The following is a 15,928-nucleotide window of genomic DNA, read 5'->3' on the forward strand; positions in this document are numbered from 1 at the left end:
TGCCCCGGCAGCCGCCGGGGCATTTTCATTTGAAGAAGCCGAAGAGCCCCGCGACGCCGGCCCCGGCCGCAACGGCCGCCATGACCCAGAGCGCCACCAGCGCCCAGCGAATGTGCCGCGCCACCTCGCGGCCGATTTCCGACACCGTGCCCTGGTCGAGCCGCACGCCGCGCTGCGCCACCCGCTCAAGTTCTTCCGTATAGGTATCGAGCCGCTCCAGCACATAGGGCAGCTCGATCGCGAACTGCGTCAGCGCCTTCATGCCGTCCATGAAGCGTTCGACATGGCCCTGAACACCGAGATTTCGCTCGATCCATTCGCGCACCACCGGATCGGCCGTCGTCCACATGTCGAAATCGGGATCGAGCCGGCGCGCGACGCCCTCCACGACCACCATGGTCTTCTGCAGGAGGATCAGTTCCGGCCGGGTCTGCATGTCGAAGATCTCGGTGACCTCGAACAGCAGGCCCAGGAGCTTCGCCATGGAAATGTCGGCGGCGCGCTGGCCGTGGATCGGCTCCCCAATGGCGCGGAGCGCCTGCGCGAAATCCTCCGCCGAGTGGATCGACGGCACGTAGCCCGCCTCAATATGCACCTCGGCGATGCGCATGTAGTCGCGCCGGATGAAGCCGTAGAGGATCTCCGCCAGGAAGCGGCGCTCCTTCTTGCCGATGCGTCCGACGATGCCGAGATCGACCGCGACGAGCCGGCCTTCCGTGTCGACGAAAAGGTTCCCCTCATGCATGTCGCCGTGGAAGAAGCCGTCGCGCAGCGCATGGCGCAGGAAAGACTGCACGACGATGCGGGCCAGCCGCTTTGGGTCGTGCCCGGCCGCGACGATCGCCTCGCGGTTCCGCATCTTCGTGCCCTGCACCCAGTCGGTGACGAGCACGTCGCGTCCCGTCATCGACCAGTCGACCGGCGGCACCGCGAAATCCGTCTCGCCGGAAACGTTCTCCGCCATTTCCGAATTGGCGGCGGCTTCCAGCCGGAGGTCCATCTCCAGGACGACGGAGCGTTCCAGCGTCTCCACCACGGCGATGGGCTTCAGGCGCCGGGCCTGCGGGGCATTTTTCTCGATGAAGCGGGCGGCGGAATAAAAGGTTTCCAGGTCGCGCGAAAGGCGCTGCCGCACATCGGGACGGAGCACCTTGACCGCCACCGTGTCCACCTGCCCGTCGCGCATCACAGTCGCCTGATGCACCTGCGCGATCGAGGCGGCGGCGAGCGGCTCGGAGAAGGTGAGGAACAGCTCCTCGACGGTGCGGCCGAGATTGGCGGCGATGATCGTCTTCGCCGTCTCCGTCGGGAACGGCGGCATCTCGTCCTTGAGGCCGGACAGCGTCTCCGCCATTTCCGCGCCGACGATGTCCGGCCGGGTCGCCAGGAACTGGCCGAGCTTCACATAGGAGGGGCCGAGCCGGTTCAGCGCCGTCGACATGCGCCGGCCGCGCTCGGAATCGTCCAGGCCGCGCGGCTCGAAGGCGCGCGCGATCCGCACGGCGGTGGCCGCCCGGGGCGGCACGCCGTCGAGATCGATGAAACTGAACCCGCCGGCGCGGGCGACGGCCCAGCCGGCGCGGGCCAGGCGATAGGCGTTGACGATGCCCAAGGCTTCTAGAGCTTCCAGCCGGAGTGAACGGCGGCGACGCCGCCGGTCATGTTGCGGTAGGTAACGCGCGAGAAGCCCGCCTCGCGGATCATCCCGGCGAAATTTTCCTGGTTGGGGAAGGTGCGGATGGATTCCACGAGATAGCGGTAGGATTCCGCGTCGCCCGTCACCCGGCGGCCGATTTCCGGGATCGCGCGAAAGGAATAGGCCTCGTAGACGCGGTCCAGCATGGGCACGTCGACCTGCGAGAATTCCAGGCAGAGGAAACGACCGCCGCGCTTCAGCACGCGAAACGCTTCCGACAGCGCCTTGTCGATGCGCGGCACGTTGCGGATGCCGAAGGCGATCGTGTAGGCGTCGAAGCTGCCGTCCGCGAAGGGCAGTTCCTCCGCGTTCGCCTCGCGGAACTGGATGGCGCCGAAACCGCGCTTTTCCGCGCGCTCGCGACCCACTTCCAGCATGGAGGCGTTGATGTCGGCGACCGTGATCGCCGCCTTGCCGCGCGAACGCTCCGCCACGCGGAAAGCGATGTCGCCGGTGCCGCCGGCCACATCGACCAGCGACCAGGTCTCGCTGTTCTTCGGGGGCGCCAGCATGGAGACGAAGGCGCTCTTCCAGACCCGGTGCATGCCGCCGGACATCAGGTCGTTCATGAGGTCGTAGCGCTTGGCAACGCTGTGGAAGACGTCGTCCACCATGCCCTGCTTTTCTTCAACCGCCACCTTGCGAAAGCCAAATGCTGCCGTCTCGCTCATGAACCCGTTCTGCATTGCTGTTAGGAACCGGGCAGACCATATCGGAAGCGATCCCCCGGCGCCACGCCGGAGCCCATCAAAAGGACCGGAGCAGGAATGCCGGAATTGCCGGAAGTGGAAACCGTCCGCCGCGGCCTCGCCCCTGCCATGGAGGGGGCGACCCTCATCAAGGTGGAGCAGAATCGCCCCGACCTCCGCTTCCCCTTCCCCGAGCGATTTGCCGAGCGGCTGGAAGGACGCCGGGTCCTGGCGCTTCGCCGTCGCGCCAAGTACCTGCTCGCCGACCTCGACGACGGGACGATCCTCGTCATGCATCTCGGCATGTCCGGCTCCTTCCGCATCGAGACGGAAAGCGACGGCTCGGCGCCCGGGGCGTTCCACCACCTGCGCGGCAAGAACGCCGCGCACGACCACGTCGTGCTGCACCTCTCCGGCACCGCGCTTCCGGGGGGAGAAAATTCCGGGCGCGCGCGCGTGCTTTATAACGATCCCCGCCGCTTCGGCTTCATGACGCTGACCAGCCTGGCCGATTTCGAGACGCATCCCCTCTTCGCGCATCTGGGCGTCGAGCCGGTCGGCAACAGCCTGCAGCCGGAAGGAGTGGCGGCGATGCTTGCCGGCAAGCAGGCGCCCCTGAAGGCGGCGTTGCTGGACCAGACGATCATCGCCGGGCTCGGCAACATCTATGTGTGCGAGGCGCTGTGGCGGGCGCGGCTTTCCCCCCGACGCCGGGCGGGATCGCTGGTGCGCGCCGACGGGCGGCCGACGGACCGACTCGTCCGGCTCGTCGAGGCGATCAGAACCGTCATCGCGGAGGCGATCGAGGCCGGCGGCTCCACCTTGCGCGACCACATCAAGGCCGACGGCTCGCTCGGCTATTTCCAGCACCGTTTCGCCGTCTACGATCAGGAAGGAAAGCCCTGCCGCCACGAAGGCTGCGGCGGCACGATCACCCGCATCGTGCAATCCGGGCGCTCCACCTTCTTCTGCCCCGGCTGCCAGCGCTAGCTTCCGGCCGTCTGCCAGCGCGGGATTTCAGCCCGTGCCCGAGTGCCGCCGCGACGGAAAGGTGAGGCCGCGAGATTCATGGGTGAGACCGCCCGAAGTTCTTGACGGCTGGATGACCTGTCCCTATAGACAACTTCAAGAACCCTGCGGTCGGATGGCCGCGGTTGCTGTTTGCGTGTCCCGCCCCCGAGCTTCGGAGAACGGACCGGTAAATGGCGGAACCCTGATACGGCAGAAACGGATCGACCATGGCCAATACCCCCTCGGCCAAGAAGGCTGTGCGTAAGATCGCGCGCCGGACGGCATTGAACAAGATTCCGCGCACCCGCATGCGCTCCTTTATCCGCAAGGTCGAGGAAGCCATCGCTTCCGGCGACAAGACGGCCGCTCAGGACGCCCTGCGCGCCGCGCAGCCGCAGATCATGAAGGCTGCCGCCAAGGGCATCGTTCATTCCAACACGGCGTCCCGCAAGGTTTCGCGCCTGGCGCACCGGGTGAAGACCCTCGGCTGATACCAGCCGCACCGCTGATCAAGAGCCCGGCCTTCGCGCCGGGCTTTTTGTTGTTCGGCCCGGCTTCCAAGAAGCCCGGTTCCGTCTCTTGCCGTGATCGCCGTCAGCCGCACCCGCGCCGGCCCGACATCCCTCGCCCCACGCCTGATGCAAGCGCGCCACGCTGACGGAATCAGCACGTCGGAAGGGATGAATCGCCACGTTCAAGACATTGACACAATGTTATCCACACATGCCCACATGAGTCTTTTTCGGCGCTTAACCCGATCTTAACCATGCGGGATCGCGTGAGTCTGACCCCCTTCAAGCGCGCGGAATTTTGCTTCCGAATCAGAGGGTTACGAATGTGGAGCAAAGGGGTATCCGGAGTTCCTGAGCCCCCGACCGAGTCAAGTGGTAAGACGCGAAATATTTCTGTCATGCCTCTTCCTTCCACAGGGAAGCGACATGGAGAGAGCCAATTGCTTGAGTCACAACGGGTTGAGGCCTGATCACGGATTGAGCGCGCCCCTGAACCGCCCCGAGAGGTAGGCCTCGGAGGCCGGCACCCCCGGAGAGGCAGTTGCCGGGACCGTCGGCTTTGCTATGTTGTGGCCAGACCGGATGGCCCGAGCCAAGCAAAACGGCCGGATCGCAAGCAGGCCTCCCAAGCCTCGCGCTGCATCGGAGAGTTAGTGTCCCGTACCGGCGCTGGCTCAGGTAGTTCGGTTTCTGTCTCGTATGGGGCGTCTCGGCAGAGTTCCGTCTATTCTGATGGATTGTCGAAAATCAACTGATCGGAACGAAGCAGATCGGCCAGATCACTTTGGCCGGACGTGGAGTTGTTTGGAATGTCGCAAGGTTCTTATTTCGCCGATATCTCTCCGGAAGATGCGTGGACGGGTCTCGCCAACGAGCCCAGGGCTGTCCTCGTGGATGTCCGGACCGTGGCGGAATGGAGCTACGTGGGGCTGCCCGACCTTTCCGGTCTGGAGCGTCGGCCGCTTCTTGTGGAGTGGCAGAGCTTTCCCGACATGACGGTTAACCAGGAATTCGTCGGTACGGTGGAAAAGGCTCTCGCGGCCGCCGACCTCGGCACCGACGCGCCGATCTATTTTCTCTGCCGTTCGGGCGCACGCAGCAAGTCGGCAGCCGCAGCCATGACGGCCGCAGGCTTCACGCATTGCTGCAACGTGCTCGGCGGCTTTGAAGGTCAGCGCGACGTTGACGGGCATCGGGGCGGGATCGACGGCTGGAAGGCCGTGGGCCTGCCGTGGTCGCAATCCTGAGACCGGCCCCGGACAGGGCCGAGATCAGGCCAGAGACTAGGCCACAGGCCAGGCCGCATATCAGGCCCGATGTCAGGCTTCGGCCTGGCCCGGGTGGCCAGCCGGCTCGCGCCGGCATTCCTGACCCTGACGAGATGAAGAGCGAAGTGACGAAGACGATGGCACAGGCGGCGGCGAACAAGATCATGATGGAGGCAGCGAGCATGTCGGCAGCGGGGGCCGGGAACGAGGCGCATGATTCATCGACGGATTTTGGCGCGCGGAGCGGCCAGGGCCTGGAAGCGTCCTGGGTGCGGGTGCGCAGCCGGCTCCGTGCGGAGCTTGGCGAGGATGTCTTCAATTCCTGGTTCGCGCGGGTCGATTTCGAGGGCCTGAGCGCCGGAGTCGTGCGCCTTTCCGTGCCCACGGTCTTCCTGAAGGGCTGGATCAAGTCGCATTACGACGAGAGGCTGGTACAGCTCTGGCAGGCCGAGGACGCCAGCGTGCGCCGGATCGACGTGTCCCGCCGCACCGCGCTGCGCGCCGTGGCGCCTGCGGAGGCTGCGGCTCCTGCTCCTGTCGCGCAGCGTCCGCTGACGCTGGTAACGCCGGAAACGCCGAACGAGCGCTTCGCCGGCTCGCCCGTCGATGCCAAGCTCACCTTCGAGACCTTCTGCGAGGGCCGCTCCAACGATCTCGCCTATCGCGCCGCTCATGCGGTGGCGACGGCGCCGGAAGGCAGCTCCCCCGCTTATAACCCGCTCTACATCCATGCGGGTGTCGGCCTCGGCAAGACGCATCTCCTGCAGTCCATTGCCAACGAATGCCAGCGCATGGACCCGAACCGGCGCGTGCTCTACCTCACGGTCGAGCGCTTCACCGTGCAGTTCGTTTCCGCGCTTCGCGACCGCTCGGCGCTGGACTTCAAGGAAAAGCTGCGCGGCATCGACATCCTCCTGATCGACGACATGCAGTTCCTGACGGGCAAGAGCGTGCAGCAGGAGTTCTGCCACATGCTGAATGCCCTTCTGGACAGCTCCAAGCAGGTCGTGGTCGTGGCCGACCGCGCTCCGGGCGACCTGGAAGGCGTGGACGAGCGCGTCCGCTCCCGCCTGAAGGGTGGCGTAGTCGTCGGCATGGCGGCGCCGGATTCTTCCATGCGCCGACAGATCCTGGAAAAACGCTTTTCCGCCGCGCGTGACCGCAACCCCTCGCTCGCCATTCCCGATCCCGTGCTGGATTACGTGGCACAGGCCGTCGCCACCAATGGCCGCGATCTCGACGGCGCCCTGAACCGGCTGATCTGCCGGGCGGAATTTTCCGACCAGCCGATCACCATGGACATCGCCGAACTCGCGATCTCCGATCTGGTCGGCGTGCGCGAAGCCCGCCGCATCAAGATCGAGGACATCCAGAAGGTCGTGGCCGGGCACTACAACGTGTCCAAGAACGACCTCCTCTCAGCCCGGCGCACCCGCACCATCGTGCGTCCGCGGCAGATCGCGATGTATCTCGCCAAGACCATGACGCCCCGCTCCTTCCCGGAGATCGGCAAGCGCTTCGGCGGCCGCGACCACACCACCGTGCTGCACGCCGTGCGCAAGGTTGAGGAACTGGCGGCGGCCGACGAAATCCTGGCGCAGGAGATCGAACTCCTGAAGCGGCTGATCCAGGAATAGCGCTCCCGGGCGTCGCCTTGCCGCGACGCCTCCTTCTTTCTCCCGATGCGGGCGAGGGCTTTCGCGGCCGCACGACCCCGGACCCGAGCTAAAGGCTTGTCATCCGGGGGTATTCGCGGCAAGTTCCGCAGCCCGCGCGGCTCAGCGCGTCCGGCCTGCAAAGCCGTTTTCTCCAGGATTTTGCGTCATGAAAGTCACGATCGAACGGGCAAACCTCCTGAAGGCGCTCAACCACGTCCATCGGGTCGTGGAGCGGCGCAACACCATTCCGATCCTTGCCAACGTGCTGCTGCGCGCCGAAGGCGGCGACCTTTTTCTCAAGGCGACCGATCTCGACATGGAGATCGTTGACCGGGTGCCGGCCATGGTGGAGGCGGCGGGCGCCACCACCGTTCCCGCCCACATGCTCTACGATATCGTCCGCAAGCTGCCGGACGGCTCCGAGATCAGCCTGGAAACAGGCGAAGGCGGCACCATGACGCTGCGCGCCGGCCGCGCGCGATTCTCCCTGCAGATGCTGCCGGATGCCGACTTCCCGGATCTCAACGCCGGCGATCTGCCGACCTCCTTCACCCTCCCCTCCCCCGTTCTCCGCCGCCTGATCGAGCGCACGCAGTTCGCGATCTCGACGGAGGAGACGCGCTATTACCTGAACGGCATCTATTTCCACGTGCTGGGCGGCGAGCGGCTTCGCGCGGTGGCGACCGACGGTCATCGCCTCGCCAAGGCGGAGGTGGAAGCGCCGGAAGGCAGCGCCGGCATGCCGGGCGTCATCGTTCCCCGCAAGACGGTGGGCGAAATCCAGAAGCTGCTGGAAGATCCCGAAGGCTCCGTGGAAGTCGCGCTTTCCGATTCCAAAATCCGCATCACCGTCGGCGCGGTGGTGCTGACCTCCAAGCTGATCGACGGTACCTTCCCGGATTACGAGCGCGTCATCCCCAAGGCCAACGACAAGATCCTGACGCTGACCAAGGCGGATTTCGAGCGCGCCGTGGATCGCGTGTCCACCGTCTCCTCCGATCGCGGCCGCGCGGTGAAGCTCAGCCTGTCGGAGGGCCGGATGGTGCTGGTCGTCAACAACCCCGATTCCGGCAGCGCGACCGACGAGCTCGCCGTCGATTACGAGGCGGAGCCGATCGAGATCGGCTTCAACTCCCGCTACCTCCTCGACATCGCGGGGCAACTGACCAGCGAGGACGCGGTCTTCAAGCTGGCAGATGCGGGCTCCCCGACCCTGATCCAGGACCAGACGGCAGAGGGCACGGAGGCCGATGCGCTCTATGTCCTGATGCCGATGCGGGTCTAAGGCGGGGCGCAGATGAAGGCGGGCCGGATGCCCGATCCGGTCGCGCTGACAAGCCTGTCGCTGACCGATGTGCGGAACTATTCCGGGCTGTCGCTCGGATTTTCCGCGCGGCTCGTCGCGCTGATCGGGCCGAACGGCGCGGGCAAGACCAATCTCCTGGAAGCGATCTCGCTGCTGACGCCGGGCCGCGGGCTGCGCCGCGCCGCCTTCGAGGCGATCACCCGGCTCGACACCACGGGCGGCTGGGCGGTTTCCGCGATGATCGAGCGGGACGGCGAGGAAACGCGGATCGGCACGGGGTTGGCCGGCATCGACCCCGGTTCGGGCGCCGCGCGCCGTGTCCGCATCAACGGCGCCTCCGCGCCCTCCGCCGAAGCGCTGCTGGAACATCTCCGCCTGCTCTGGCTGACGCCGGCGATGGATGCCCTCTTCACCGGTCCCGCCGGGGATCGCCGCCGCTTTCTGGATCGCCTCGTGCTGACGGTCGACCCCGGTCATGGCCGCCGCGTCAACGACATGGATCGGCTGCTGACGAGCCGCAACCGCCTGCTGGACGAGGGCGCGTCGCCCGCTTATCTCGACGCGGTGGAAGCCCAGCTGGCGGAAAAGGCCGTGGCCGTCGCCTTCGCGCGTGCCGAAACCGTGGCGCTCCTGCAGGCGCGCATCGAGGCGCAGGGGGCGGAAGGCAGCGCATTTCCCAGCGCCGGGCTTTCGATCACCGGCGAGTTCGACGACGCGGTGACCGCCAGCCCGTCCGCGATGCTGGAGGTGAGCTACCGCGATGAGCTTCGCGAAACCCGCTTCAGGGACCGCGCGGCCGGGCGGACGCTTTCCGGCCCGCATCGCAGCGACCTGTCCGTCACCTTCGCCGCCAAGGCGATGCCCGCCGCGCTTTCCTCCACCGGCGAGCAGAAGGCGCTGCTGATCGGCATCATCCTCGCCCACGCCGATCTGGTCGCCCGCACCTCCGGCATGACGCCGATCCTGCTGCTCGACGAGATTGCCGCCCATCTCGATCCCGGCCGCCGCGCCGCCCTTTTCGCCCGGCTGGAAACCCTCGGGGTACAGGCGTTCATGACGGGAACCGACGCCGACCTCTTTCGCGACCTGCCGGCCTCATCGGAGCGTTTCGAGGTGGTGGACGGCCATGTCGTCAGGCTAGGATAGGCCATGCATACGCAAGCCCTCCTCGTTTTCATGGCGACGCTCTTCGTCGCCGCCGTTGCGCCCGGTCCCGGTGTCGCCGCGATCGTTGCGCGGGTTCTGTCACGCGGTCCCGGCGGCGCGGTCGCCTTCGTGGCCGGTATCGCTTCCGCCGACCTCGTCTGGCTGACTTTGGGGGTTCTCGGGCTGGCGGTGGTGGCGAAGACCTTCACGGTGCTCTTCCTCGTCATCCGCTTCGTCGGTGCGGCCTACCTGCTCTATCTCGCCTGGCGCATGTGGAATGCCCCGGCCGAACTGCAGGCTGCACCCGCCCTGCCCGGCGGGACCGACCGGCTCCGGCTCTATGCGACAGGGTTTTCCGTCAACATGGGCAATCCGAAGGTCATCGTCTTCTATCTGGCGCTGTTGCCGAACCTGGTGGACCTTTCGGCGGTGACGACGCTCGCCTATCTCGAACTGATCGTCGCGACGGCCACGGTGCTGGCTCTGGTCTTCGGCTCCTATGTGCTGCTGGCCACCCGCGCCCGGCGGCTCTTCGAAACGCCGCGCGCCGTGCGACTGCTGAACCGCTCTTCCGGCGTCGTCATGGCGGGCGCGGCCGTCGCGATCGCCACACGATGAGGCGGACCGCGAACCCGCCTCGGGTCCGCCGCTGTTAACCTCTATAAGACGAGGCGATGTCGCTGACTGATTCGCCCGCCCCGGAGACCGAGACGCTTTCCCGCCTGTTCAGCTCCAAGGAGTCCCGCGACGCCCGCAAGGCGCTTCGCCGCCTCTTCGGCTATGACGATTTCCGTCCGGGCCAGGGCGAGGTCATCGAAGCGATCCTCGCCGGCGAGGATGTCTTTGCCGTCATGCCGACGGGTAGCGGCAAGTCCATGTGCTACCAGCTGCCGGCGGCGCTCGATGGCGGGCTGACCGTCGTCGTCTCGCCGCTGATCGCGCTGATGCGCGACCAGGTGCGCCAGATGCAGGCGATCGGCATCGCCGCGGCGAGCCTCAACTCGGCCAACGACGAGGCGGAAGGCCGCGAAGCGTGGCGGCAGCTCGTTTCCGGCGAACTCTCGCTGCTCTTCGTCTCGCCCGAGCGTCTGGCCGGCGAAGGGCTGCTGCAGCGGCTGCGCGAACTCGGCGTGCGACGCCTCGCCATCGACGAGGCGCATTGCGTCTCCCAGTGGGGACACGACTTCCGCCCGGAATACCGCCAGCTGACCCGCGTTCGCGAAGTGCTGGGCGATGTGCAGGTCGTGGCGCTGACGGCGACGGCCGACCGCGCCACGCGGGACGACATCGCGGCGCAGCTTTTTCCCAAGCCGCCGAGGAGCTTCGTCCATTCCTTCGACCGGCCGAATCTCAGTCTTCGCTTTGCGGTGAAGGACCGGCCGCGCTCGCAGATCGCCGACTTTCTCGCCGGCCACAAGGGCGGCAGCGGCATCGTCTATGCCGCCTCGCGCGACCGGACGGAGAGCCTCGCCGCGCATCTGGAAACCAAGGGACACCGCGCCCTGCCCTACCATGCCGGGCTGGAGCAGTCCGTCCGCTCCCGTCATCAGGATATCTTCCTGCAGGAAGACGGTGTGGTGATGGTCGCGACCATCGCCTTCGGCATGGGCATCAACAAGCCCGACGTGCGCTTCGTCGTCCATGCCGACATGCCGGGCGGGGTGGAGGCCTATTACCAGGAAATCGGCCGCGCCGGCCGCGACGGGCTGCCCGCCGACACGCTGACCCTCTACAGCCTTGAGGACATGGCCTTTCGCCGCCGCCAGATCGACGAGAAGGATGTCGATCCCGAGCGCCACCGGGTCGAGCACCAGCGCCTGACGGCGATGACCGACCTCTGCGAACTCGCCACCTGCCGCCGGCAGGCGCTGCTGGCCTATTTCGGCGAGGAAAGCGGCCCCTGCGGCTCCTGCGACCTCTGCCTCGAAGGCGCCCGGCTCTACGACGCGCAGACCGATGCGCAGAAGGTGCTCTCCGCCGTGGCGCGCACGGGGCAGCGCTTCGGCGCAGGCCATCTCGCCGACGTGCTGCTCGGCCAGGAGACGGACGCGGTGAAGCGCCACGGCCATCAGGAGCTCAAGACCTTCGGCGCCGGCAAGGAGCGGAGCCGCCGCTCATGGTCCGCCATCGTGCGCCAGCTCTTCGCCGCCGGCGCGCTCTCGGAAGCCGGCGAGCACGGCGGCTTCGCCATGACGCAGAAGGGCGTCGACGTGCTGTTCGGCCGCGAGCCGATCCGGCTGCGCGTACAGGACGAAAGCACCGCCCGCCGCGACCGCGGGGGCGACCGCAACAACCGCGCCGACGGGCTGGACGGGGAGACGGCGGCGCTCTTCGAGCATCTCCGCAAACGGCGCCTGCAGCTTGCCCGCGAGGAGAAGGTGGCGGCCTACGTGATCTTCCCCGACCGCACCCTGATCGACATGGCGGAGCGCAAACCGTTGACGCTGGACGAGATGCGACGGGTGCAGGGCGTGGGCGAGGCGAAGCTTTCGCGCTACGGCGACGCCTTTCTTGAGGCGATCTCGCATTTTTCCCCGGCCTGAGGCCATTTCGGCCCATTCCGGAGGGCTGAAAGCGTGCAATTTCCCCGGTAAATCACTACATTGGCGTAACGAGTCAGGCGGCGTTCGCGCTGTCCTCCGCCAGTCAAGGAACGAGCATGTCAGAACCCGCCGTCGAACAGAACGCGGCTGCCGAATATGGCGCCGGCTCCATCAAGGTCCTCAAGGGCCTCGATGCCGTTCGGAAGCGGCCGGGCATGTATATCGGCGACACGGATGACGGTTCCGGTCTGCACCACATGGTCTACGAAGTCGTCGACAACGCCATCGACGAGGCGCTGGCCGGCTATGCGAGCCTCGTGGAGGTCACGCTGAACCCGGACGGTTCGGTGACGGTGCGCGACAACGGTCGCGGCATCCCCACCGACATGCACGAGGAAGGCGTATCGGCGGCCGAGGTCATCATGACCCAGCTGCATGCCGGCGGTAAGTTCGACCAGAATTCCTACAAGGTCTCGGGCGGCCTGCACGGCGTGGGCGTTTCCGTCGTCAACGCGCTTTCCACATGGCTGAAGCTCCGGGTCTGGCGGGCCGGCAAGCTGCATGAGATCAATTTTTCCGACGGCGTCGCCGATGCGCCGCTGGAGGTCATCGGCGAGTCAGAGGGCAAGACCGGCACCGAGGTGACGTTCCTGGCCTCCCCCAACACCTTCACCCATATCGAGTACGACTACCCGACTCTGGAGCATCGCCTGCGCGAGCTGGCGTTCCTGAATTCCGGCGTCCACATCGTTCTGACCGACCGCCGCAGCGCCGACGAAAAGCGCGAGGACATGGTCTATGACGGTGGGCTGGAAGCCTTCGTCCGCTTCATCGACCGCGCCAAGAAGCCGCTGATTCCGGCCCCGATCTATGTCCGCGCCGAACGCGACGGGGTGACGGTGGAAGCCGCCATGTGGTGGAACGACAGCTACCACGAGAACGTGCTCTGCTTCACCAACAACATCCCGCAGCGCGACGGCGGCACGCATCTCGCCGGCTTCCGTGGCGCGCTGACGCGCCAGGTGTCGTCCTATGCGGAAAGCTCCGGCATCGCGAAGCGCGAGAAGGTGTCGATCACCGGCGAGGATTCCCGCGAGGGGCTGACCTGCGTGCTCTCCGTGAAGGTCCCCGATCCCAAGTTCTCCTCGCAGACCAAGGACAAGCTGGTGTCCTCCGAGGTCCGCCCGGTGGTGGAAAGCCTGATCAACGACACGCTCGGCTCCTGGATGGAAGAGCATCCGGCCGAATCCAAGGTGCTGATCGGCAAGGTCGTCGAAGCGGCGGCCGCGCGCGAAGCGGCCCGCAAGGCGCGCGAGCTGACCCGCCGGAAGGGCGCGCTCGACATCGCCTCCCTGCCCGGCAAGCTGGCCGACTGCCAGGAGCGCGACCCCGCCCATTCCGAAGTCTTCCTGGTCGAGGGCGATTCCGCCGGCGGCTCCGCCAAGCAGGGCCGCAACCGCGCGTTTCAGGCCATCCTGCCGCTGCGCGGCAAGATCCTGAACGTGGAGCGCGCCCGCTTCGACAAGATGCTCTCCTCCGACCAGATCGGCACGCTGATCACGGCGCTCGGCACCGGGATCGGCAAGGACGAGTTCAACATCGAGAAGCTGCGCTACCACAAGATCATCATCATGACGGACGCCGATGTCGACGGCGCCCATATCCGCACGCTGCTGCTCACCTTCTTCTACCGGCAGATGCCGGAGCTCTTCGAGCGCGGCTATGTCTACATCGCGCAGCCGCCGCTCTATAAGGTGACGCGCGGCAAGTCCGAGCAATACCTCAAGGACGAGCGGGCGCTGGAGGATTACCTGATCGAGGCCGGCCTTGACGAGGCGGTGTTGTCCATCGCCAACGGCGAGGAACGCGCGGGCCCCGATCTCCGGGCCATCGTCAACGAGGCGCGGCAGGTGAAGCAGGTCATGGAAGGGCTGCACACCCGCTACAACCGCACGCTGATCGAGCAGGCGACGATCGCCGGCGCGATGGACGCGGCCCTGCTTGGCAATCCCGAGCGCGCCACGGCTGCCGCCGAGGTTATCGCCCGTCGCCTCGACATGCTGTCGGAGGAAACCGAGCGCGGCTGGGCCGGCAGCGTCAGCGAGGAGCGCGGGCTGGTCTTCACCCGCACGGTGCGCGGCGTGACCGAGGTCGCGATGCTCGACCCGGCCCTGCTTTCCTCCGCAGATGCACGGCGGCTGCACGCCTTCTCCGAGTCGCTGCATACGCTCTACAGCGAAGCGGCGACGCTCCGGCGCAAGAGTTCGGAGACGACGATCCACGGCGCGCGCGATCTTCTCGAAGCCGTGTTTGCCGTCGGCCGCAAGGGCATCACGATGCAGCGTTACAAGGGCCTCGGCGAGATGAACGCCGAGCAGCTCTGGGAAACGACGCTCGACCCGAACGTCCGCACGCTGCTGCAGGTGCGGGCGCGAGAGCTGGACGAGGCCGACGATATCTTCACCAAGCTGATGGGCGACGAGGTGGAGCCCCGCCGCGACTTCATCCAGGCAAACGCCCTGAACGTCGCTAATCTCGACGTCTGACTACTGTATGGCGCCACTCACTTCATCGAAGCAAATCCTCGAATGGGTCGTGACGGAATGAACGGTCGCCGCGAGCCTGGGCGTTGGCGACCCATGTCACTCACGGCGACGGCCCATCATCAATGCGATGGATTTAGTGCCTCTCGAGCCACCGCTTTGCCGCTTCGAGACTCTTTTCGGGTCCTTCGTTGAACGCGAGCGGCGTGCCGGGAGCGGACCGCCGCACGGCATCTACGATGTTCTCGAAAACAGGCACGCTGTTGTAGGCCAGGCGGACGCCCCCTCCGATCACGATGCAGTCGTACTTCGCGTCCGACAGGGCGCGCTCGACGACCCCGGCGGCAGTATCGTCCGGCCGGACCATACATTGCACTCCGGTCCAGCCATAATCCTCGATGCGCTTCAGGCTCGCTTTCGCGCCAGCCCAGATTTTGTCGATATCAAGCCCGGGCGGCGAACCCGGATCGCTGAAGTCGACGCTGTCGGGATCGTAGCCGATGATAAGGATGCGGGGCATTTTCCATTTCCATGGTTATAGTGGTTGAAAACCGCGTCAGGCGGCTCGGGGCATCTGTTCAATCTCCGCTCGCGCAGCCGTCAGTGCCGCTTCCCGGTGGTTGGATGCTCTCCTCAAATCCGCGACTGATCGAGGTCGTGGACGAGGCGTGAACCGGTTGGCTGCCACTGCATCCTGTTTCGTGTCAGCGCCGAGGAAGCCGGCATGTCCTGCGCGACGAACATTCCCAGCGGTCCGAAATGCGCCTTCGCCTCATCGGCGCGGAGCGATCGCATCGGTACATTCGCCAGCCTGCCGACCGCCTCGGCGATGACGCGCATCTCCACGCCTTCCTCGGCGACCGCATGGAACTTCGCCCCGCGCTCGGGCCGCTCCAGCGCCAGCCGGACCAGGTGTGCGGCATCGGACACGTGGACTGCGGGCCATCGGTTTGCGCCGTCGTCCACATAAGCGGACATGCCGGAATGCCGGGCGATCGGGATCAGGCCGGAGACCAGACCCTGCATCACGTTGCTGTGCACCTGCGCGAGCCGGACTACCATGGCGTTGACCCCGTCTCCTGCCAGCTTGAGCGCGGTCTGTTCCGATCGGCGCGGAAAGGCATAGTCGGCGGGGATGTCGTCATCTTCGGTGACGATGCGCCCTGGAGCGAGGCCGGCCAGCCCGTTTGGAACGACAAAGGGCTTGGCGGTGTGGGCAAGAGCCTTGCCAATTGCATCAATCGCGCGCTCGTCGATCGCACAGGTCTCTTCGAACTTCGTGTAGTCGTTGTTGAAGGCCAGATGCACGACCGCGTCGCACCGGCCCACGCCGGTCCGCAAGGCCTCGTGGTTTTCCATATCTCCGTGCAGCACCAGCGTTCCCAGAGCGGCCAATCGCTGAGTAGCCGCCTCCGAGCGTGCCAACGCAAGCACCTGATGCCCGCCCTGCAAAAGCTCGCCGATCACCGCCGAACCGAGGAAGCCGCTACCCCCCGTTACAAACACTCGCATGGAAATGCCTAATTGTCAGTCCCTGCCAGTACGTAATGCGATTG

The 15,928-nt window shown here is 66.3% G+C and carries 13 protein-coding genes; 9 read left to right on the top strand and 4 right to left on the bottom strand.

Annotated features, from left to right (window positions below):
* Positions 1 to 25: 25 nt before the first annotated feature.
* Together ubiB and ubiE are read right to left on the bottom strand one after the other, a co-directional pair.
* Positions 26 to 1,612 (bottom strand): 2-polyprenylphenol 6-hydroxylase, encoded by a 1,587-nt coding sequence (ubiB, locus tag BMY25_RS09905; RefSeq protein WP_092496477.1) that lies wholly within the window; start codon positions 1,610 to 1,612, stop codon positions 26 to 28.
* A gap of 5 nt (positions 1,613 to 1,617) precedes the next feature.
* On the bottom strand, positions 1,618 to 2,367 hold the full coding sequence (ubiE, locus tag BMY25_RS09910) for a bifunctional demethylmenaquinone methyltransferase/2-methoxy-6-polyprenyl-1,4-benzoquinol methylase UbiE (RefSeq protein ID WP_092496568.1): 750 nt from the start codon (positions 2,365 to 2,367) through the stop codon (positions 1,618 to 1,620).
* Between the two features lie 96 nt (positions 2,368 to 2,463).
* Between ubiE and mutM the strand changes: the two genes are divergently transcribed.
* The 9 genes from mutM (at position 2,464) to gyrB (ending at position 14,375) form a co-directional block, all read left to right on the top strand.
* The gene (gene mutM, locus BMY25_RS09915; protein WP_092496478.1) at positions 2,464 to 3,375 is read left to right on the top strand and encodes a bifunctional DNA-formamidopyrimidine glycosylase/DNA-(apurinic or apyrimidinic site) lyase; all 912 of its coding nucleotides are present in this window, start codon (positions 2,464 to 2,466) and stop codon (positions 3,373 to 3,375) included.
* A 248-nt stretch (positions 3,376 to 3,623) separates the two neighbouring features.
* Positions 3,624 to 3,887 (top strand): 30S ribosomal protein S20, encoded by a 264-nt coding sequence (gene rpsT / locus BMY25_RS09920; RefSeq protein ID WP_092496479.1) that lies wholly within the window; start codon positions 3,624 to 3,626, stop codon positions 3,885 to 3,887.
* Between the two features lie 830 nt (positions 3,888 to 4,717).
* Positions 4,718 to 5,155 (top strand): rhodanese-like domain-containing protein, encoded by a 438-nt coding sequence (locus tag BMY25_RS09925; protein ID WP_092496480.1) that lies wholly within the window; start codon positions 4,718 to 4,720, stop codon positions 5,153 to 5,155.
* Positions 5,156 to 5,358: 203 nt separating this feature from the next.
* Entirely contained in the window at positions 5,359 to 6,813 is a 1,455-nt protein-coding gene (gene dnaA, locus BMY25_RS09930; protein WP_092496569.1) for a chromosomal replication initiator protein DnaA, read from the top strand.
* 187 nt (positions 6,814 to 7,000) lie between these two features.
* Positions 7,001 to 8,119 (top strand): DNA polymerase III subunit beta, encoded by a 1,119-nt coding sequence (gene dnaN / locus BMY25_RS09935; RefSeq protein WP_092496481.1) that lies wholly within the window; start codon positions 7,001 to 7,003, stop codon positions 8,117 to 8,119.
* A 27-nt stretch (positions 8,120 to 8,146) separates the two neighbouring features.
* Positions 8,147 to 9,286, top strand: coding sequence for a DNA replication/repair protein RecF (gene recF / locus BMY25_RS09940; protein WP_092496570.1), 1,140 nt, complete (start codon positions 8,147 to 8,149; stop codon positions 9,284 to 9,286).
* A gap of 3 nt (positions 9,287 to 9,289) precedes the next feature.
* Positions 9,290 to 9,904 (top strand): LysE family translocator, encoded by a 615-nt coding sequence (locus BMY25_RS09945; RefSeq protein ID WP_092496482.1) that lies wholly within the window; start codon positions 9,290 to 9,292, stop codon positions 9,902 to 9,904.
* Positions 9,905 to 9,960: 56 nt separating this feature from the next.
* On the top strand, positions 9,961 to 11,829 hold the full coding sequence (recQ, locus tag BMY25_RS09950) for a DNA helicase RecQ (RefSeq protein WP_092496483.1): 1,869 nt from the start codon (positions 9,961 to 9,963) through the stop codon (positions 11,827 to 11,829).
* A gap of 116 nt (positions 11,830 to 11,945) precedes the next feature.
* Positions 11,946 to 14,375 carry a DNA topoisomerase (ATP-hydrolyzing) subunit B gene (gene gyrB, locus BMY25_RS09955; protein WP_092496484.1) on the top strand — a complete coding sequence of 810 codons (2,430 nt, stop codon included), beginning with the start codon at positions 11,946 to 11,948 and terminating at the stop codon, positions 14,373 to 14,375.
* Between the two features lie 133 nt (positions 14,376 to 14,508).
* On the opposite strand, the gene BMY25_RS09960 is transcribed toward gyrB, so the two are convergent.
* Both BMY25_RS09960 and BMY25_RS09965 read right to left on the bottom strand, forming a co-directional pair.
* A complete protein-coding gene (locus BMY25_RS09960) occupies positions 14,509 to 14,892 on the bottom strand; it encodes a hypothetical protein (protein ID WP_092496485.1) in 384 nt (127 codons plus the stop codon).
* 113 nt (positions 14,893 to 15,005) lie between these two features.
* Complete coding sequence (locus tag BMY25_RS09965; RefSeq protein WP_092496486.1) at positions 15,006 to 15,884, bottom strand: SDR family oxidoreductase; 879 nt, start codon at positions 15,882 to 15,884, stop codon at positions 15,006 to 15,008.
* Positions 15,885 to 15,928 lie beyond the last annotated feature (44 nt).

Origin of the sequence: Faunimonas pinastri (assembly GCF_900110915.1) — a bacterium.
Classification (GTDB): Bacteria; Pseudomonadota; Alphaproteobacteria; order Rhizobiales; family Afifellaceae; genus Faunimonas; species Faunimonas pinastri.